This window comes from Streptomyces sp. NRRL F-5650 (genome assembly GCF_000721365.1).
GTDB lineage: Bacteria > Actinomycetota > Actinomycetes > Streptomycetales > Streptomycetaceae > Streptomyces > Streptomyces ardesiacus.
Genome location: NZ_JOGV01000026.1, coordinates 19051 through 37370, shown reverse-complemented (window position 1 = coordinate 37370; position 18320 = coordinate 19051). Strand labels below are relative to the sequence as shown.

16 protein-coding genes and 1 pseudogene are annotated in these 18320 nt (G+C 71.9%); 1 reads left to right on the top strand and 16 read right to left on the bottom strand.

Annotated features, from left to right (window positions below):
• Positions 1–5: 5 nt before the first annotated feature.
• The 16 genes and pseudogenes from IG88_RS38860 to IG88_RS0122020 form a co-directional block, all read right to left on the bottom strand.
• Positions 6–1012: pseudogene (locus IG88_RS38860) on the bottom strand (flavodoxin/ferredoxin-dependent (E)-4-hydroxy-3-methylbut-2-enyl-diphosphate synthase).
• A gap of 4 nt (positions 1013–1016) precedes the next feature.
• Positions 1017–2039: an adenosyl-hopene transferase HpnH gene (gene hpnH / locus IG88_RS0122085; protein WP_031043870.1), complete on the bottom strand. Its 1023-nt coding sequence runs from the start codon at positions 2037–2039 to the stop codon at positions 1017–1019.
• 6 nt (positions 2040–2045) lie between these two features.
• Positions 2046–2687, bottom strand: a complete 642-nt coding sequence (locus tag IG88_RS0122080) for a hypothetical protein (RefSeq protein ID WP_031043867.1) — start codon at positions 2685–2687, stop codon at positions 2046–2048.
• Complete coding sequence (shc, locus tag IG88_RS0122075; protein WP_031043864.1) at positions 2687–4726, bottom strand: squalene--hopene cyclase; 2040 nt, start codon at positions 4724–4726, stop codon at positions 2687–2689. Before shc ends, IG88_RS0122080 begins: the two co-directional genes overlap by 1 nt.
• A 116-nt stretch (positions 4727–4842) precedes the next feature.
• On the bottom strand, positions 4843–5907 hold the full coding sequence (locus IG88_RS0122070; protein ID WP_031043861.1) for a polyprenyl synthetase family protein: 1065 nt from the start codon (positions 5905–5907) through the stop codon (positions 4843–4845).
• 68 nt (positions 5908–5975) lie between these two features.
• Complete coding sequence (gene hpnE, locus IG88_RS0122065) at positions 5976–7409, bottom strand: hydroxysqualene dehydroxylase HpnE (RefSeq protein WP_031043858.1); 1434 nt, start codon at positions 7407–7409, stop codon at positions 5976–5978.
• Positions 7406–7564, bottom strand: a complete 159-nt coding sequence (locus IG88_RS44350) for a DUF6380 family protein (protein WP_037836406.1) — start codon at positions 7562–7564, stop codon at positions 7406–7408. The genes hpnE and IG88_RS44350 overlap by 4 nt, the downstream gene beginning before the upstream one ends.
• Entirely contained in the window at positions 7564–8511 is a 948-nt protein-coding gene (gene hpnD, locus IG88_RS0122060; RefSeq protein ID WP_031043856.1) for a presqualene diphosphate synthase HpnD, read from the bottom strand. Before hpnD ends, IG88_RS44350 begins: the two co-directional genes overlap by 1 nt.
• A complete protein-coding gene (gene hpnC / locus IG88_RS0122055; protein ID WP_031043853.1) occupies positions 8508–9410 on the bottom strand; it encodes a squalene synthase HpnC in 903 nt (300 codons plus the stop codon). Before hpnC ends, hpnD begins: the two co-directional genes overlap by 4 nt.
• 359 nt (positions 9411–9769) lie before the next feature.
• Positions 9770–10549 carry an ABC transporter ATP-binding protein gene (locus IG88_RS0122050; protein ID WP_030404087.1) on the bottom strand — a complete coding sequence of 260 codons (780 nt, stop codon included), beginning with the start codon at positions 10547–10549 and terminating at the stop codon, positions 9770–9772.
• Positions 10542–11471: an ABC transporter permease gene (locus tag IG88_RS0122045; RefSeq protein WP_030404086.1), complete on the bottom strand. Its 930-nt coding sequence runs from the start codon at positions 11469–11471 to the stop codon at positions 10542–10544. Before IG88_RS0122045 ends, IG88_RS0122050 begins: the two co-directional genes overlap by 8 nt.
• A 96-nt stretch (positions 11472–11567) precedes the next feature.
• Complete coding sequence (locus IG88_RS0122040; RefSeq protein ID WP_031043849.1) at positions 11568–12440, bottom strand: glycosyltransferase family 2 protein; 873 nt, start codon at positions 12438–12440, stop codon at positions 11568–11570.
• A gap of 8 nt (positions 12441–12448) precedes the next feature.
• A complete protein-coding gene (locus IG88_RS0122035; RefSeq protein ID WP_078861563.1) occupies positions 12449–13228 on the bottom strand; it encodes a CDP-alcohol phosphatidyltransferase family protein in 780 nt (259 codons plus the stop codon).
• Positions 13206–14267 (bottom strand): iron-containing alcohol dehydrogenase family protein, encoded by a 1062-nt coding sequence (locus IG88_RS0122030; protein ID WP_031043842.1) that lies wholly within the window; start codon positions 14265–14267, stop codon positions 13206–13208. Before IG88_RS0122030 ends, IG88_RS0122035 begins: the two co-directional genes overlap by 23 nt.
• Complete coding sequence (locus IG88_RS0122025) at positions 14255–15007, bottom strand: sugar phosphate nucleotidyltransferase (RefSeq protein ID WP_031043841.1); 753 nt, start codon at positions 15005–15007, stop codon at positions 14255–14257. The genes IG88_RS0122030 and IG88_RS0122025 overlap by 13 nt, the downstream gene beginning before the upstream one ends.
• The gene (locus tag IG88_RS0122020) at positions 15004–16857 is read right to left on the bottom strand and encodes a DUF5941 domain-containing protein (RefSeq protein WP_031043840.1); all 1854 of its coding nucleotides are present in this window, start codon (positions 16855–16857) and stop codon (positions 15004–15006) included. The genes IG88_RS0122025 and IG88_RS0122020 overlap by 4 nt, the downstream gene beginning before the upstream one ends.
• Before the next feature lie 476 nt (positions 16858–17333).
• On the opposite strand from IG88_RS0122020, the gene IG88_RS0122015 reads away from it, so the two are divergent.
• The gene (locus tag IG88_RS0122015) at positions 17334–18272 is read left to right on the top strand and encodes a cation diffusion facilitator family transporter (protein WP_031043837.1); all 939 of its coding nucleotides are present in this window, start codon (positions 17334–17336) and stop codon (positions 18270–18272) included.
• The last annotated feature ends 48 nt before the right edge of the window (positions 18273–18320 follow it).

Here is an 18320-nt window from a genome sequence, read left to right as displayed (position 1 = left end):
GCGTTTCAGCTCACGGTGACGGCCGGCGCCCCCGAGGCGCCGTCCTTCTCCCTCTGCTCCGCGATCCTCATCGCCTCCTCGATGAGGGTCTCCACGATCTTCGACTCGGGAACGGTCCTGACGACCTCGCCCTTGACGAAGATCTGCCCCTTGCCGTTGCCGGAGGCCACGCCGAGGTCCGCCTCACGGGCCTCGCCGGGGCCGTTCACCACACAGCCCATGACGGCGACGCGCAGCGGGACCTCCATGCCCTCCAGACCGGCGGTGACCTCCTCGGCCAGCTTGTAGACGTCGACCTGGGCGCGGCCGCAGGACGGGCAGGACACGATCTCCAGCCGGCGCTCCCTCAGCCCCAGCGACTGGAGGATCTGGATGCCGACCTTGATCTCCTCCACGGGCGGGGCGCTCAGCGAGACCCGGATCGTGTCTCGTTGTGCTTGACCGAGATCTTGATGTCCCGGAAGTCGTGCTCCTCGAAGAGCGACGCCTCCCACAGGGCGGACTCCGCCAGCGCCTCGGGGGTGGCCCTGCCGTACTTCTGGAGCAGGCGGCGGTCCAGGGAACCGGCGTTCACGCCGATGCGGATCGGGGTGCCGTGGTCGCGGGCCGCCTTGGCGATCTCTCTGACCTGGTCGTCGAACTTCTTGATGTTGCCCGGGTTCACGCGCACCGCCGCGCAGCCCGCCTCGATGGCGGCGAAGACGTACTTCGGCTGGAAGTGGATGTCGGCGATCACCGGGATCTGCGACTTCCTGGCGATGACGGGCAGCGCGTCGGCGTCGTCCTGGGTGGGGCAGGCCACACGGACGATCTGGCAGCCGGCGGCCGTCAGTTCGGCGATCTGCTGGAGCGTGGCACCGATGTCGGACGTGCGGGTGGTCGTCATCGACTGCACCGACACCGGGGCCCCGCCCCCGACCGCCACCGGCCCGACCTGGATCCGCCGCGACACGCGCCGCTCGGCGATCGGCCGGACCGGTACCCCGGGAAGTCCCAAGGGGATGGCGGTCATGACCTCACTCCCGGTTCGAGGAGACGGTCTCGCGCATGGCGCGCAGGGACTCCTTGAGCGAGCCCATGGTGGCCAGGACGGCGGTGGGCTCGTAGCCGCAGTGCGCCATGCAGTTGTCGCAGCGCGGGTCCTTGCCGCGGCCGTACTTGTCCCAGTCGGTCTTCTCGATCAGCTCCCGGTACGTCGGAACGTAACCGTCGCTCATCAGGTAGCAGGGGCGCTGCCAGCCGAAGAGGGAGTAGTTGGGGATCGCCCACGCGGTGCAGGGGAAGTCGACCTTGCCCTCGAGGAAGTCGAGGAACAGCGGGGAGTGGTTGAGCCGCCAGCGGGCGCGGTTGCCGCCGGAGAATGCCTTGCGGAACAGCTCGCGGGTCTGCTCCACCCCCAGGAAGTGCTCCTGGTCGGGCGCCTTCTCGTAGGCGTAGGCGGGCGAGATCATCATCTCGTCGACCTTGAGGTCGTCGTTGAGGAAGTCGAGCACCTCGACGATGGTCTGCGGGGTGTCGGTGTTGAAGAAGGTCGAGTTGGTGGTGACCCGGAAGCCGCGCCGCTTGGCCTCCTTGATGGCCTCCACGGCCTCGTCGAACACGCCCTCCTTGGCCACGGACTCGTCGTGCCGCTCGCGCAGCCCGTCGATGTGCACGGCGAAGGCGAAGTACGGAGAGGGCTTGAACTTGTCCATCTTCTTGCGCATGAGCAGCGCGTTGGTGCAGAGGAAGACGTACTTGCGCTTGGCCACCAACTGCCGCACGATCTCGTCGATCTGCGGGTGCATCAGCGGCTCGCCGCCGGCGATGGAGACCATCGGCGCACCCGATTCGAGCACCGCCCCCACGGCCTGCGCGACCGGCATGCGCTGCTTGAGCACACCGGCGGGGTGCTGGATCTTGCCGCACCCCTCGCACTTCAGGTTGCAGGCGAAGAGCGGCTCCAGTTCCACGATGAGCGGGAACTTGTCCCGTCGGCGAATCTTCTGTTCGGCCAGGTATGTAGCGACCTTGATGGACTGGCGCAGCGGCATGGCCATCTGGGCTCACCTCCGGGGTAGCAACAAAGAACGGTGCCATTCGAAAAATGCGGGAAGAACGGATCGGAGCACGCGGAAAGCCGATATTCCACCGCGTACGGTGCCGATCCGGACGAGTTCGTGTTCTGGAGCGTCCACGACCACCCGGACGGCCGCAACCGGACGCGGGCCCGTCCGGACGGCGCTCAGGAGCGTGGCCGCGGACTCCATGTCCACGGCGATCGCGCCGGTCGCGAGCAGGTCGGCGCGTTCGGGGCCGCGGACGACGTGGTCCGAGCCGGTCAGCGGCCCGGTGTGGACGGTGCGCCCGGGAACGGCTCGCCCGAGTTCCTTGACGAGCCGGTCGGTCGCGACGCAGGCGACCGTGGAGCGCGGGTCCCGGGTCTCCTCGGCGACGACCAGGTCGCCGGGGTGCATGCCGGGGGCGAGTCCCGCGCAGAAGCCGGTGGCGAGCACGGCGGCGCCGCCGAGGGCCGGGTCGGCCAGGACCCGGGCGACCGAGCGCTCGGCCGCCTTCGGCCCCATGCCGGTGCGCAGGACGGTGACCGGCCCGCCCGCGCCGGCGCGGTCGCCGGTGCGCAGGGCGAGGTGCTCGATGCCGAGCGCGCAGGCGATCAGCAGCGGGGACGGGCCGGTCCGCGGGGTCATCAGGCGCCCTTCACCTCGGCCGCGGCGGACTCGGTCCGGGCGGCCCCGGCCGCCTTCTTGGCGAAGGGGTCGCCGTGGACGTACCGGCCGAGTGCGGTGAGCGGGAAGACCTGGCGGTAGAGGTGGTAGTTGATGGAGAAGTCCCACGGGAAGCCGGTGCCCGTGAAGTAGGGCTCGTCCCAGGAGCCGTCCTCGCGCTGGGTGGCCGCGAGCCACGCGACGCCGCGCCGCACGGCCTTGGACTCCCGCTCCCCCGCCGCCAGCAGGGCCATCAGCGCCCAGCCGGTCTGCGAGGCCGTCGAGGCGCCCCGCCCGCTCCACTCCCGGGCGTACCGGTAGGAGCGCAGGTCCTCGCCCCAGCCGCCGTCCTCGTTCTGGACCGACTCCAGCCAGCGCACCGCGCGCCGGACGGCGGGGTGGGAGGTGGGCAGCCCGGCGGCGGTCAGCGCGGGGATCACGGACCCGGTGCCGTAGACGTAGTTGACGCCCCAGCGGCCGAACCACGAGCCGTCCGCCTCCTGCGCGTCCAGCAGCCACTGGACGCCCCGGCGGGTGCGCGGGTCGTGGGTGAGGCCCTCGACGGCGAGCATCTCCACGACGTGCGCGGTGACGTCGGCCGAGGGCGGGTCGATGACCTCGCCGAAGTCGCAGAACGGCAGCCGATTGGGGAAGGGGCTGGTGTTGTCGACGTCGAACGCGCCCCAGGCGCCGTTCTTGGACTGCATGCCGAGGTTCCAGCGCACCCCGCGGCCGATGGCCTTCTCCACCCGTTCCGGGTCGTGGTGCTTGACCCGGCGCAGTGCGAGGACCACCTCGGCGGTGTCGTCGATGTCGGGGTAGTTGTCGTTGTGGAACTCGAACGCCCAGCCGCCGGGCGGGAGTCCGGGCCGCTTCACCGACCAGTCGCCCGGGCGCACGATCTGCTCGCCGAGCATCCAGTCGGCCGCCTTCACGAGCTGCGGGTGGTCCTCGGGCACGCCCGCGTCGGCCAGCGCGATGGTGGCCAGGCAGGTGTCCCACACCGGGGACTGGCAGGCCTCGATCATCCGGGCCCCGTCCTCGCGCCACACGGCGAACCGGTCCAGGGACTCCAGGCCCGCGCGCATCACCGGGTGTTCGAGGTCGTAGCCGAGCAGGTAGAGGGCGATGACCGAGTACACGGCCGGGGGCTGGATGCCGCCCCAGCAGCCGTCGTTCTCCTGCCGCTCGATGATCCAGCGGGCGGCGGTGTTCATCGCGGCCTTGCGCAGCCGGCGCGGTGCGACCCTGCGGTAGGCGTGCAGGGCCTTGTCGATGCGCTGGAAGGCACCGTCCCAGCTCGCCACCGGGGCCAGGGGGCGCGCCGGGTTGGGGCGGGCCGGGTCGGTGTGCAGTTCGTCCAGCGGGAACGGCGCGGGACGCACCGGCCGCTTCGCGGAGACGATGGTGAGCGGCACGATGGTCTGCCGGGCCCAGCAGCCGAAGTCGTAGATGTTGAGCGGGACCCAGGGCGGGAAGTAGATGAGCTCCGGCGGGAGTTCGGGCAGGTCCTCCCACTTCCACCAGCCGAACAGAGCCAGCCAGATCCGGGTGAAGACCCGGGAGGAGGCGATGCCGCCGCGGGAGCGGATCCACTCGGAGGCCCGCGCCATGTGCGGGGCGTCGGGCGCGTCGCCGGCCAGGCGGAGGGCGACGTAGGCCTCGATGGTGGTGGACAGTTCGCCGGGGCCGCCGTAGAAGGTGGCCCAGGTGCCGTCCTCGCGCTGCTCGCCCCGGATGAACAGGGCGGCGGCGCGGGTGGTCTCCTCGTCCTGGATGCCCAGGAACTGACGCAGGAGCAGGTCCTCGGCGTCCATGGTGACGTTCGTCTCGAGGTCGCCCTTCCACCAGCCCTCGGCGTCCTGCTGGGCGAGCAGGAAGTCGGTGGCACGCCGGGTGGCGCGGGCGGCGGCTTCTGGTACCCCGGCCGCCGCGGCGGGGATCGTGCTGTCGGTGTCGCTGGCCGAGGCTGCCAGGGGCCGCAGGGAGGCCCCGGTGCTTCCGTCGGTCGTCGCTGTCATGGCTTCCCCTTCGTGCAGTGTGCATGTGGTGCGTCTGCTGGGTCCGCCGTCGGCCGGTGCTCGTGTCTCCACGACACCGGCCGGCGACTACGCGAGGGCTATTCGACCGATAATGATCATCTCTTTCGTACGACGACGAAGTCCGCGAGCGCCGTGAACATCTCCCGCACCCGGTCGGGCATGTCGACGGCGTCGAGGGCTTCGATGGCGATGGTGTGCTGACGACGCGCCTCGTCGGCGGTCCACTCCCGCCCGCCCGCTTCCTCGATGAGGGCGGCACGGGCCGCGAACTCCTCCTCGGAGAAGTTCGCGAAGTCACTGGCCTTGGCGTCGGCGGCGAGGATCTCGCCGAGCCGCTCGGAGGCGGGCCCGCCGGCCGCGAGGGCCGCGACGACCGGCAGCGACTTCTTGCGCTGGCGCAGGTCGCTCCAGGTCTGCTTGCCGGTGGAGTCCGGGTCGCCCCAGATGCCCAGCAGGTCGTCGACGGCCTGGAAGGCGAGGCCCAGGTGGTAACCGTACTTCTCGAGCGTGTCGGCGGTGTGCTCGTCGGCGCCGCCGAGCACCGCGCCGACGGAGCTGGCGCAGGCGAGCAGGGCTCCGGTCTTGTTGCCCTCCATCTCCAGGCACTCCTCGACGCTGACGCGGTCGCGGTGCTCGTAGGAGATGTCCTGGGCCTGACCGTCGATCAGGGAGCGGCTGGCCTTGGTCAGCCGGCGGGTGGCGCGGCCGGCCTCGACGCTGCCCAGCTCCAGGAGTACCTCGTTGGCCAGCGCGAACAGGGCGTCGCCGACCAGGATGGCCTGGGCGGGGCCGTGCACCTTCCAGACGGTGTCGCGGTGGCGGCGCTGCTCGTCGCCGTCCATCAGGTCGTCGTGCAGGAGCGAGAAGTTGTGCACCAGTTCCACGGCCACCGCGCCGGGCACGCCGGCCTCGGGCGCGGCGCCGGTGACCTCGGCGGAGAGCACGGCGAGCGCGGGGCGTACGGCCTTGCCGCCGTCGCCGTCCGCGGGGTTGCCCTGGGCGTCGATCCAGCCGAAGTGGTAGGCGGCGACGGTGTCCATGGGAGGGGCCAGTCGGTCGACCGCCGCCCGCAGGACCGGCGTGGCCAGGGTCCGGCCGCGCTCCAGAAGCGCGGTCACGTCCACCGTGGTCCGTCGGTCGGCCGCCGGGGCCGGGGGCACAGTGGGCACAGTCTTTCCTCCAGTTGCGGTGCCGGGAGTGCGGGAGTCGGTCCCGCGCGGATCGGCTTTCACGCGGCCTCCTCGAAGTCGGGGAGGAGGCCGCGGGACCGGCCCAGGGCGCCGAGCGCGGCGGCCGCCGCCCCGACACCGCTGCGAACCGCACTCTCCATGGTCGCGGGCCACCCGGTGGCGGTCCACGCTCCGGCCAGGTAGAGGCCGGGTGCCTTGGTGCGGGCGCCGGGCCTGAGGCGGCCGACGCCGGGGGCGGGGGCGAAGGTCGCGGTGCGCTCCCGGGTCACGAAGAAGTCCTTCACCTCGGCGCCCCGGGTGCGCGGCAGCAGCCGCTCCAGCTCGGGCAGGTACCGTGCGCGCAACGCGGCCACGGGCTCGTCGATCTCGTTCTGCGCGGTCGACTGGGACAGCGCCAGGTACTGACCCTCCTTCAGCCCGGAGGCCCCGGTACGGTCGAACACCCACTGGACCGGGGTGCCGAGGGCCGTGAGGAAGGGCGCGGCGAGCACCTTGCGGTCGTAGACCACGTGGATGTTGAGGATCGGGGCGGTGCCGATCCGCAGAAGATTCTCCGGGGCGTCCAGTGCACCCTCCGGCAGCAGGTCGTGGGCCTCGCGCTGGGGTACGGCGAGGACGACGGCGTCCGCTTCGAGTGTCTCGCCGGGAACCTGAACGCTCCAGCCGCCGTTCTCGTTTACAAAGACGGAGGTGACGCGTGTACGGACCTCGGTACGGACGCCCGCGGAGTCGAGCGCCTTGCGGGCCAGCCGGTCGTGCAGTTCGCCCAGCGGGACGCGGGCCCAGCCGATGTCGGCCGCTCCCGGGTCGGACAGCAGACCGGTCTTGAACACCATCGCGGCGAGCCCCAGGGAGGCGTCGCCCGCGACCGCGTTGAGGGTGGCGACCCCGACCAGGTCCCACAGGGCCTCGACGGCACGCGCCGACTGACCGTGCGCGGCCAGCCAGCTACCGAAGTCCTGCGTGTCCAGGGCCGGGTCGGCCGGGTCGAGTCCCTTGAGCGCGAGCGCGGCACGCCCCACCGAGGCGCGCTCGGCGAGGGAGAGGTGCGGGTAGACCGCCAGGCTGCGCCCCAGGTGCAGGGGCACGGGCAGCGCGTCGCGCCGCAGTCTGCCGAGCCGGTTGCCCTCGGCCCTGTCCAGGTCGACCACGGGCACGTCGAGACGTTCCTGCACCGGTGCGAGCGCGGCGCCGCCGATCCGGTCGAGGAACCACCGGTAGGCGGTGCAGCAGCGCAGGAACACGTGCTGGCCGTTGTCGACGGTGAGGTCGCCGCGCTGGAAGGAGAAGGCGAGTCCGCCGAGGCGGGGGCGCCCCTCGAGCAGGGTGACGCGCACGCCGGCGTCGGCGAGCGCGAGCGCGGTGGTGACCCCCGCCAGTCCGCCGCCGACCACGACGGCATGCCTGCCGGGCCCGGAGGCCGGGACGTCCGCGAGCACTCTGCCGTCGCGCGTGCCGTTGCCCTGCGTCATGGTGCGCCCTTCCCTGTCCGGCCGCCGTGGTGTTTGAACGGCGTACGGCTGACCGTCTCAGTCAGGGACGCCGACCGCCACCGGAGGGTTGCCCCCTGCTGTCCGCCGATCGTTTCGCACGGGTCCTGGGTGTCGAGTGTGCCCGCTGTGTCCATCAGGCGCGCCTCCTGACGGCCCGCCGGGTGACGTGGCGGGCGTCGAGTCCGGACAGTCCGCGCACGGCGACGTACGCCTTCTCGCGTCCGGGCAGGGAGACCCGGCCGCGCAGCACGGCCTCCGGATCGCGCTCGATGCGGTCGAGGAGGCGGCGGTAGATGCCGGCCATGGCGGCCACGCAGGCGCCGCTGCGCCGGTCGAGCATGGGCAGCAGCCGGTAGCCCTCCGCGAAGAGGGCGCGGGCCCGGCGTACCTCGAAGTGCACGAGACCGGCGAAGTCGGAGCCCTCGGGGGGCGTCGGCCCGTCGAACCCGGCCGAGCAGCCGAACTTGGCGAGGTCGTCGGCGGGCAGGTAGGTGCGTCCGCCCTCGGCGTCCTCCCGGACGTCGCGCAGGATGTTGGTGAGCTGCAGCGCGAGCCCGAGCGTGTCGGCGTACTCGGGCGCGCGCTCGGCGCCGCGCGCCCCCGGTTCGGTGCCGAAGACGCCGAGCGAGAGGCGTCCGATGGCGCCCGCCACGCAGCGGCAGTAGACCTTCAGGTCGTCCCAGGTCTCGTAGGTCTCGCCGCGCAGGTCCATCTGGACGCCGTCGATCAGTTCGTCGAGGCCGCCGAGCGGGATCGGGAACCTCCTGGCGGCGTCGGCGAGGGCGACGGCGACGGGGTCGGTGTCGTCCTCCTCGACCGCGCCGTCCTGGACCCGGGCGAGCACGGCCCGGGTCTCGTCCAGCCGGGCGGCCTTGACCTCGCCCGGCAGCGCCCCGTCGCCGATGTCGTCGACGCGGCGCGAGAACGCGTACAGCGCGGACATCGCCCGCCGCTTGGGCGTGGGCAGCAGGCGGATGCCGTAGGCGAAGTTGCGTGCCTGCTGACCGGTGACGGCCTCGCAGTAGCTGTAGGCGGCGAGCACCGGTGCCGGCATGTTCGCTGACTCCACGGTCCCGATCACCCCTCTCCTCGCAGGACCAGTCCCGCCTCGCGCAGCAAGTGGACCTTGCCCGGCCTGGGCGGGCCGGGAAGTACGTCGTGCTGGGCGGCGGCGATCGCGCGCAGCGCGGCCCTTCCGCCGGCCACGAACCCCGCCAGCAGCAGTCGCAGCCTGCCGTGGACGCTACCCACCAGGGGGGCTCCTTCATTCAGCAGGTCCCGGGCGCGGGCCGCCTCGTAGGCGATCAGGGCGCGCACGGACGCGTTCGCGGTGGGGGCGGCGAGGTCGCTCTCCCGGACGTGGAAACGTTTCATGTCCTCGGCGGGCAGGTAGATCCGGTCCCGGCCGAGGTCCTCGGCGACGTCCTGGAGGTGCTCGACGATCTGCAGGGCGGTGCAGATCTCGTCGGAGCGGCGGATCCGCTCGGGGGTCGAGGTGCCGGTGACGGCGAGGACGAGCCGGCCGACCGGGTTGGCGGACAGCTCGCAGTAGGCGAGGAGGTCGTCGTAGGTCTCGTACCGTGCGACGAGCTGGTCCTGGCGGTTGGCGGCGATCAGCCCGAGGAAGGGCTCGGGGGTCAGCGAGCGACGGCGCACGGTGGGCACCAGGCGGCGCAGCAGCGGGTGGCGGGGGGTGCCGTCGAAGACCCTGCGCAGGTCCTCCTCGAAGGCGTCCAGCATCGCCGGCCGGTCGTCGGCGCGGTCCGCGGGGACGCCGAGGATGCGGGCGTCGGCGCCGCCGGGGGCCAGGTCGCCGTCGCCGATGTCGTCGACCAGGCGGGCGAAGCCGTACACGGCCATGAGATCGGTGCGCCAGGCGCGGGGCAGGAAGAAGGGGGCGACGGGGAAGTTCTCGTCGGCGGCCTTGGCGAGGGTCCCCTGCTCCGGGTCGACGGCGTACGCCGCCTCGGTCGCCGTCATCGCGGGCTGCCCTGGGCGGGGACGGCGCACGCTTCGGGGAGCCGGGGAGTTTCCGTAGCCATTGCCGTCACATCTCCCGTTCTACACTGCCGACTCAATACACACTATTTCGGACACGCCGCCTCGCCACCCGCGCCGCAGGCCCGCTCGAGGGTGTCGGGCATTATCGCCCCATGTGCAGCGTTTCGGGACCGGTACAGCTTACGTTGTACAACTCACGGACGTCCGTCGGGGTGCACGGGCCACCACCACAACACACCGTTCGGCTTCAAGATTCCTGCGAACGCCAGGAGTTGACGTTTCCTTTGCAGAGCCGGGGCCGCGCCGCAAGGGGTCCGGCGCGGCACCGGCGTGTCGCACTACTTGCCCGTGAACTTCTCGTACTCCTTGAGCACCTCGTCGGTCGGGCCGTCCATGCGCAGCTCGCCGCGCTCCAGCCACAGGACCCGGTTGCAGGTGTCGCGGATGGACTTGTTGTTGTGGCTGACCAGGAAGACGGTGCCGGCCTCCTTCTTCAGCTCCCGGATCCGCTCCTCGGAACGGGTCTGGAACTTGCGGTCGCCGGTGGCCAGCGCCTCGTCGATCATCAGGACGTCGTGGTCCTTGGCGGCGGCGATGGAGAAGCGCAGCCTGGCGGCCATGCCGGAGGAGTAGGTGCGCATCGGCAGGGTGATGAAGTCGCCCTTCTCGTTGATGCCGGAGAAGTCGACGATGTCCTGGTAGCGCGCCTTGATCTGCTCGCGGGACATGCCCATGGCCAGGCCGCCGAGGATGACGTTCCGCTCGCCGGTCAGGTCGTTCATCAGGGCCGCGTTCACACCGAGCAGGGAGGGCTGGCCGTCGGTGTAGACCTTGCCGCGCTCGGCGGGCAGCAGGCCGGCGATGGCCCGCAGCAGCGTCGACTTGCCGGAGCCGTTGGAGCCGATCAGGCCGATGGCCTCGCCCCGGTAGGCGGTGAAGGAGACGCCGCGCACGGCGTGCACCTTGCGCACGCCCCGCTCCTCGCCGCGCCGGAGGATGCGGCTGAGCGCGGCGGTGGCGCTGCCCTTGCCGGTCCTGGCGCCGTTGACGCGGTAGACGATGTGCAGTTCGTCCGCGATGACTGTCGGCACCCGCTGGTCCTGCTGCTGCTCAGCCACGGCCGTACCTCTCCTCCGCCTTCCAGAAGTACACGAAGCCGCCCACGGCGAGGACCACGGCCCAGCCGAGGGCGACCGCCCACACGTGCGGCGGCAGGTTCTCGGAGCCGTACCCGTCGATCAGCGCGAAGCGGATCAGGTCCATGTAGACGGCGGCCGGGTTCCACTGGAGCAGGTCGGAGACCCACCCCGGGCTGTCCTTCAGCATGATCGGGATGGAGAACATGACGCCCGAGGCGTACATCCACGTCCGCATGATGAACGGCATCAACTGGGCCAGGTCCGGGGTCTTGGCCCCCATGCGGGCCACGATGAGCGCCAGGCCCACGTTGAACAGGAACTGCAGGACGAGCGCCGGCAGGACCAGCAGCCAGGACAGCGAGGGGTAGCTGCCGAAGCCGATGACGACCGCGAACATGACGATCATCGAGGCGAGCAGTTGCTGGAGCTGCTGGAGCGCGAACGAGATGGGCAGCGAGGCGCGCGGGAAGTGCAGGGCCCGCACCAGCCCGAGGTTGCCGGAGATGGCGCGCACGCCAGCCATCGCGGAGGACTGGGTGAAGGTGAAGACGAACACACCCGTCACCAGGAAGGGGATGTACACCTCCTTGGGCATGCCGCGGCCCGCCTTGAGGATCAGACCGAAGATCGCGAAGTAGACGAACGCGTTCAGCAGCGGGGTGGCCACCTGCCAGATCTGGCCGAGCTTGGCCTGGCTGTACTGGGCGGTCAGCTTCGCCTGGGAGAAGGCGAGGATGAAGTGCCGCCGCCCCCAGAGCTGCCGGACGTACTCCACGAGGGAAGGCCTGGCACCGCTCACGGACAGCCCGTACTTGGCGGCGAGCCGGGCCGGTGTGAGGCCTTCGTCGGGCGACACGGGCCTGGTCATGGCGACCGTGCCGTCGTGCGTTGTCTCACTCACTGGTGGAAACTTTCGTCTTCGGAAGTGCTCGGCCGCGCGGGCCTGCGTGGACCTGGTGGCCCCGGTCGGGGCCGGAACGCTCTCGGTACGAGCTTGTCAGATCACCGGGGGCCGGCCCAGCCGGGTCAGCCGCCACACCGTACGCCACCGCATGGGCCGCCGGGGGCCGCACGGGGTGGCCCAGCCCTCGCGGAAGCCGCCGAACCATGCCTTCAGGGCGGGCCGGGACGGGCGGCGCAGCAGGGTGAGGGCCATCCAGACGCCCAGGTAGACCGGGACCAGGAGGGCGGGGAGGTTGCGGCGGGCGAGCCAGACGCGGTTGCGGGCCACCATGCGGTGGTAGACCGCGTGCCGCGAGGGCGCGGTGGTGGGGTGGTTCAGGACCATGTCGGACCGGTAGTCGATCATCCAGCCCGCGTCGAGGGCGCGCCAGGCCAGGTCGGTCTCCTCGTGGGCGTAGAAGAACGCGTCCGGCAGCCCGCCGACCTGGCCCAGGACCCGGGTGCGCACCGCGTTGGCGCCGCCGAGGAAGGTGGTGACCCGGGAGGAGCGCATCGGGTCGGAGGCGCGCAGCCTGGGGACGTGCCGGCGCTGGGTCTCGCCGGTGTCCGGGTCGGCGATGCGGAAGCTGATGATGCCCAGTTCGTCGTCGGCGGCGAAGGCCCGGCGGCACAGCTCGGCGGTGTCGGTGCGGGCGAGCAGCCCGTCGTCGTCGAGGAAGAGCAGGATGTCGACGTCGCTGCCGCCGGGACCGAAGGCTTCGATGCCGACGTTGCGGCCGCCGGGGATGCCCAGGTTCTCGGGCAGTTCGACGGTGCGCACGCCCTCGGGCACCTCCGGCACGGGGGCGCCGTTGCCGACCACGACGACCTCGACCGGGTCGCCGTCCTGCTTGGCGACGGAGTCGAGCAGGGCGCGCAGTTCCTCGGGGCGGTTGCCCATCGTGATGACGACGGCGCCGACCTTCATGGGCGCGCTCACTTCAGCCTGCTGGAGGCGAGGACGGACACCAGGTGCAGCAGCGTCTGCAGCAGCGCGATGCCGGCGAGTACGGCGGTGCCGAGGCGGGTGAAGAACAGGTCGCCGCGCGCCTGGTCGACGATCGCGAGGACGAGGATCAGCAGGGACGCCTCGATGCCGAGGATCAGCCGGTGGAACTTGAGCGCCCCGGCGGCCCGGCGGGCCAGCGCCATGCCGGAGGAGCGGATCTCGGAGGCGGCCTCCTTCACGGGCTCCATCCCGGCCTGGTGGCGGGCGACGCCCACCAGGTCGGTCTCGGCCTTGATCAGGATGGCGCCGAGCGCGGCCAGGGTGCCCAGGAAGGCCCACAGCCAGTCGATGCGTCCGGTGCCCCAGATGTCGGCGGCGCGCAGACCGAGGCCGACCAGGACCGCGGCGTCGGTCAGGTAGGCGCCGACCCGGTCCAGGTAGACGCCGCCGAGCGAGTACTGCTTCTTCCAGCGCGCGATCTCGCCGTCGACGCAGTCCAGCAGCAGGTACAGCTGGACCGCGACCACGCCGAGCACCGCGCCCCAGACGCCCGGCACGAGCAGCGCCGGGGCGGCGAGCACGCCGCAGACGGTCATCAGGTACGTGAGCTGGTTGGGCGTGATCCTGGTGTTCACCAGGTAGCGGTCGATCCGCAGCGAGACCTCGCGCATGTAGAGGCGTCCCGCCCAGTGCTCACCGCTGCGCCGGTCCTTGACCCCCGCGGGATGGACGACCGGGCGTAGTTCAGCTACCGATGGCCTTGACATAGTCGGCGTACAGGTCCTTGATCTGGTCGGTTTTGAGGTCGAGGTGCTCGAGGATCGTGTAGCGGCCGGGCCGGGTCCGGGGGGCGAACTCCACGGCCCGGAAGAACTCCTCGGGCGTGAACCCGATCTCCTCGGGCAGCACCGGCAGCCCGTGGCGGCGCAGGACCTCGGCCATCTGGGCGGACTCCTCGTGGGCCCCGCGCAGGTACATCGCGAAGGCCGCGCCCAGACCGCACTGCTCGCCGTGGGCGGCGGCGCGGGTGGGGAAGAGCAGGTCGAAGGCGTGGTTGATCTCGTGGCAGGCGCCGGAGGCGGGCCGTGAGTCGCCGGAGACCGACATGGCGATGCCGGTGAGGACCAGTGCCTCGGCCAGCACCTGGAGGAAGTCGTTGTCGCCGATGCCGCCGGGGTGGCGGAGCACGGCCTCGCCGGCCTGGCGGGCCATCGCGGCGGCCAGTCCGTCGATCCGCTCGCCCTTGACGCGGTTGGCCAGCTCCCAGTCGGCGATCGCCGAGACGTTGGAGACGGCGTCGCCGATGCCGGCGCGCACGAAGCGGGCCGGGGCGGCGCGCACGACGTCCAGGTCGATGACGACGGCGATCGGGTTCGGCACGCCGTAGGAGCCGCGGCCCGCGTCGTTGTCGAGGGTGGCGACCGGGGAGCACAGGCCGTCGTGCGCGAGGTTGGTCGGCACGGCGACCAGCGGGAGGCCGATGCGCGCCGCCGCGAACTTGGCGCAGTCGATGATCTTGCCACCGCCGAGCCCGACGACCGCGTCGTAGTGGCCGCCCTTCATGGCGCCGGCCAGCTTGATCGCGTCGTCCAGCGTGCCGCCGCCGACCTCGAACCAGTCGGCGCCGGGCAGGGACGGGGCGACGCGCTCGCGCAGCTTGGCACCGGAGCCGCCGCTGACGGCCACGGCGAGCTTGCCCGAGTGGGAGATGCGTTCGTCGGCGAGCACGCACCCCAGGTCGTCGAGGGCACCCGCGCGGATGTCCACGACGACCGGCGACGGGATGAGCCTCGTCAGTACTGGCACGCGATCTCCCTGCCCTTGGCGAGGTCGTCGTGGTTGTCGATCTCGACCCACTTGACGTCGCCGATCGGCGCCACGTCGACCTTGAAGCCGCGGTTGACGAGCTCCTGGTAGCCGTCCTCGTAGTACAGCTGCGGGTCGCGCTCGAAGGTGGCCTTCAGCGCGTCGGCCAGGTCGGCGGCGGCCTCGCCCTCGATGAGGGTGACGCCGATGTACTCGCCGGTCGCCTCGGCCGGGTCCATGAGCTTGGTGATGCGCTGGACGCCCTTGTCGGGGTCGACGACGACCTTCATCTCCTCCTCGGCGAGGTTCTTCACCGTGTCGAGGGCGAGGATGATCTTCTTGCCGTCGCCGCGGGCGGCGAGCAGGGTCTTCTCGACGGAGACCGGGTGGACGGTGTCGCCGTTGGCGAGGATCACGCCGTCCTTGAGGGCGTCACGGCCGCACCACAGGGAGTAGGCGTTGTTCCACTCCTCGGCCTTGTCGTTGTCGATGAGGGTGAGCTTGACGCCGTACTTCTGCTCCAGCTCCTCCTTGCGGTCGTACACGGCCTCCTTGCGGTAGCCGACGATGACCCCGACCTCCGTCAGACCGACCTCGGCGAAGTTGGCCAGCGTCAGGTCGAGCACCGTGATGCTGTCCTCCGCGCCCTCGGGGCCGACCGGGACCAGTGCCTTGGGCAGGGTGTCGGTGTAGGGGCGCAGACGGCGTCCGGCGCCGGCCGCCAGCACGAGGCCGATCATGCGGGTTCTCCTTCGTCGTGTACGGCGGGTGCGCCGACCTTGTGGGCGGCGACCCAGAAGCGGATGCTCTCGACGAGCACCACGAGTGCCACGGCCACGGCGAGGACCGTGAGCGCGAGCTTGAACTGTGGGGCGGTGAGCAGCGCGGCCAGCACGCAGATCACCAGCGTGCGGCCCTCGTGCCCCCCGGCGGTCCGCACCAGCCACCGCGGCGGCGCGCCCGCGTCGCCGCGGATGCGGTAGACCGTGTCGTAGTGATGGTAGGCGACCGCGGCCACCAGCCCGAAAGCCGCCGGAAGGGCCCCGTTCACGTCGGCCTTGGCGGCCAGGAACAGGACGGTGAGGTACTCGGCAGCGCGGAAGAAGGGCGGGACGAGCCAGTCGAGGGCGCCCTTGAGGGGGCGGGCGACGGCGAGGGCGGAGGTCAGTACGTAGACGATCGCGGCGACGAGGGGCCACGGGCCGCCGAAGCCGGTGAGCGCGGCCGTGGTGGCGACGGCTGCGCCGCCGAGGAGGGCGACGGCGGGGACGGCGAAGCCGGGCAGCCGGCGGGCGGCGGGGCGCAGCGCCCCGGCGGCCGCCTCGGCGAGCGGCCCGGAGTCGGCGAGGTCGGCGAGCGCCTTGGCGGCCCGGTCGGTCCGCGTGGCCTTGCGGGTCAGCGACCGCAGGACGCGCCCGGCGGTGGTGTACGTCGCGGAGAACGCGCAGCCGATGAGCAGCGCGTAGAAGGTGATCCGGGGCGTGGTGAGCGCGGTCAGGACGGCGATCATGGCCCAGCGTTCGCCGATCGGCAGCACGATCATGCGGCGCAGCCAGACCGTCCAGCCGACGCTGTCGAGCTTGTCGGAGAGGGCCGCGGTGGGGCTGGTGTTGGCGGTGGCGTCGTGGTTGGCCTCGTTGAAGGAGAAGTCCACGACGTGCCGACAGGTCTGGAGGATCATCGCGCCGAGGGCGAGGGCCCACACGTCGTCGCCGCCGCGGGCCGCGCCGAGCGCGAGTCCGGCGTAGTAGGCGTACTCCTTGGCGCGGTCGAAGGTGGCGTCGAGCCAGGCGCCGAGGGTGGAGTACTGGAGCGAGTAGCGGGCGAGCTGCCCGTCGGTGCAGTCCAGGACGAACGAGGCGATGAGCAGCACACCGGCGGCGACGAAGCCGCCTCGGGTGCCGGTGGCGGCGCAGCCGGCCGCTATGAGCGCGGTGATCAGCGAGGCGGTGGTGACCTGGTTGGGGGTCAGGCCGCGGCGCGCGCACCAGCGGGCGATGTAGCGGGAGTAGGGGCTGATGAAGAAGGTGGTGACGAAGCCGTCGCGGGCCTTGACGGCCGACTTCAGGCGTACGGCCTCGTCGTCGACGGCGGCGACGGCCTGCCGCGCCTCGTTGCGGGCCTGCGGGTCGGCGGGGACGGCGGCGACGAGGCTGCCGAGCTCGGGGCGGTGCACGCCGGCGCCGTCGGCGTCGAGGGCGGCGGTGATCCGGTCGGCGAGGCTGTCCACCTCCCTCACGCCCGGCTTCGTTCGCACGGGGGCACCCCCGTGCGCGGTGCCGCCGCCCGCGGAGTTCTCGCGGGCCATCGCGCGGGTCAGCGCCTGGCGGGCGGCGGGCTGCGCGGTCACGGCGCCCGGGATCGCGGCGAGCGGGAAGCGGGGGTCGGTGAGGCCGAGGCGCAGGGCGTGCGGGTGGCCCACGAAGCGGGCGTCGACGACGGCGACGCGTTCCTCACCCGGGACGCGGGCCAGCAGGGTCTCGGTGTCGGCGGTGCCGGAGGCGAGGTGCACGTCGAAGCCCAGGGACCGCAGCTCGCTCTCGATCGACGAACCGGGGACCGGCTGACCGGTGAGGATGGCGGTCGGCAACCGAACTCACTCCCTGGTGCCGGCGTCTGGGCGCCGGGCCTGTGCATGGTGGAGCGCCCGTGCCTGGGGCACCCGGGCGGCATGTCGGCAGAGGTTATCGGATGCCGGGAACGCCGCGTTCACCGCCCGTTTCACGGTCGGTCGACGCCGCTTGCACCCGCCTTCGCCGCGATCATCATCGTGGATCCGGGCCCCGCCCCACAAACCGCGTTCCCAACCCGGGCATCGCGGACATCGCACAGCGTCGGCGGCCGTTCGCACAGGGTCAGGACGGCCCTGTGCGGACCCCGCCCCCATTCGGCGGACGCGGCATCTCCGGGTGCCGCGCGGCGCCCTGACCTGCATGGCGTTTCCCCAGGTCAGGGCAGATGACAACGGTGTTCAGTGCCGCGTTGCCGGATACCCCCTACCCGTAGTTGACTGTCGTCCGGGCGCCGGGTGCCGGACGCCCTCGCGGACAAGGAGGCGGCTTTCTCATGGGGGCTGGGCACGATCACGGGCACGCACACGGGGGGCACGCCGGCGGGACGGTGACCGCCGCCTACCGGGGCCGGCTGCGGGTGGCGCTGGCGATCACCCTGACGGTCATGGTCGTCGAGATCGTCGGCGGCCTGCTCGCCGACTCGCTCGCACTGATCGCCGACGCCGCGCACATGGCGACGGACGCCCTGGGGCTCGGCATGGCCCTGCTGGCCGTCCACTTCGCGAGCCGCCCGCCGAGCGACCGCCGCACCTTCGGCTACGCACGGGCCGAGATCCTCGCGGCCCTGGCCAACTGTCTGCTGCTGCTGGGGGTCGGCGGCTACGTCCTGTACGAGGCGATCGACCGGTTCATCACCCCGGCCGACACGGCGGGCGGACCGACCGTCGTGTTCGGCGCGATCGGCCTGGTGGCGAACATCGTGTCGCTGTCGCTGCTGATGCGCGGCCAGAAGGAGAGCCTGAACGTGCGGGGCGCCTTCCTCGAGGTGGCGGCGGACGCGCTGGGTTCCCTGGCGGTGATCGTCTCGGCGCTGGTGATCCTGGCCACCGGCTGGCAGCCCGCCGACCCGATCGCGTCGCTGGTCATCGGCCTGATGATCGTGCCGCGTACGGTGCGGCTGCTGCGCGAGACGCTGGACGTGCTGCTCGAGGCCGCCCCCAAGAACGTGGACATCGCCGAGGTGCGCGCCCACATACTGGCCCTCGACGGCGTCGAGGACGTGCACGACCTGCACGCCTGGACGATCACCTCGGGCATGCCCGTCCTGTCGGCGCACGTGGTGGTGAACGGCGAGGCGCTGAACGCGATCGGTCACGAGAAGATGCTGCACGAGCTGCAGGGCTGCCTGGGCGACCACTTCGACGTGGAGCACTGCACCTTCCAGCTCGAACCGAGCGGTCACGCGGAGCACGAGGCACGGCTGTGCCACTGAGGCACGGCGCGCCGCACCGGGGCCGCGGACCCGTCCGGGACCGGGGGC

Bases quoted from the DNA above. Each gene is read 5' to 3' on its own strand.
- hpnH (WP_031043870.1), bottom strand. From the start codon at position 2,039: ATGGCCATGCCGCTGCGCCAGTCCATCAAGGTCGCTACATACCTGGCC.
- IG88_RS0122080 (WP_031043867.1), bottom strand. From the start codon at position 2,687: ATGACCCCGCGGACCGGCCCGTCCCCGCTGCTGATCGCCTGCGCGCTC.
- shc (WP_031043864.1), bottom strand. From the start codon at position 4,726: ATGACAGCGACGACCGACGGAAGCACCGGGGCCTCCCTGCGGCCCCTG.
- hpnE (WP_031043858.1), bottom strand. From the start codon at position 7,409: ATGACGCAGGGCAACGGCACGCGCGACGGCAGAGTGCTCGCGGACGTC.
- IG88_RS44350 (WP_037836406.1), bottom strand. From the start codon at position 7,564: ATGGACACAGCGGGCACACTCGACACCCAGGACCCGTGCGAAACGATC.
- hpnC (WP_031043853.1), bottom strand. From the start codon at position 9,410: ATGACGGCGACCGAGGCGGCGTACGCCGTCGACCCGGAGCAGGGGACC.
- IG88_RS0122040 (WP_031043849.1), bottom strand. From the start codon at position 12,440: ATGAAGGTCGGCGCCGTCGTCATCACGATGGGCAACCGCCCCGAGGAA.
- IG88_RS0122035 (WP_078861563.1), bottom strand. From the start codon at position 13,228: ATGTCAAGGCCATCGGTAGCTGAACTACGCCCGGTCGTCCATCCCGCG.
- IG88_RS0122025 (WP_031043841.1), bottom strand. From the start codon at position 15,007: ATGATCGGCCTCGTGCTGGCGGCCGGCGCCGGACGCCGTCTGCGCCCC.
- IG88_RS0122015 (WP_031043837.1), top strand. From the start codon at position 17,334: ATGGGGGCTGGGCACGATCACGGGCACGCACACGGGGGGCACGCCGGC.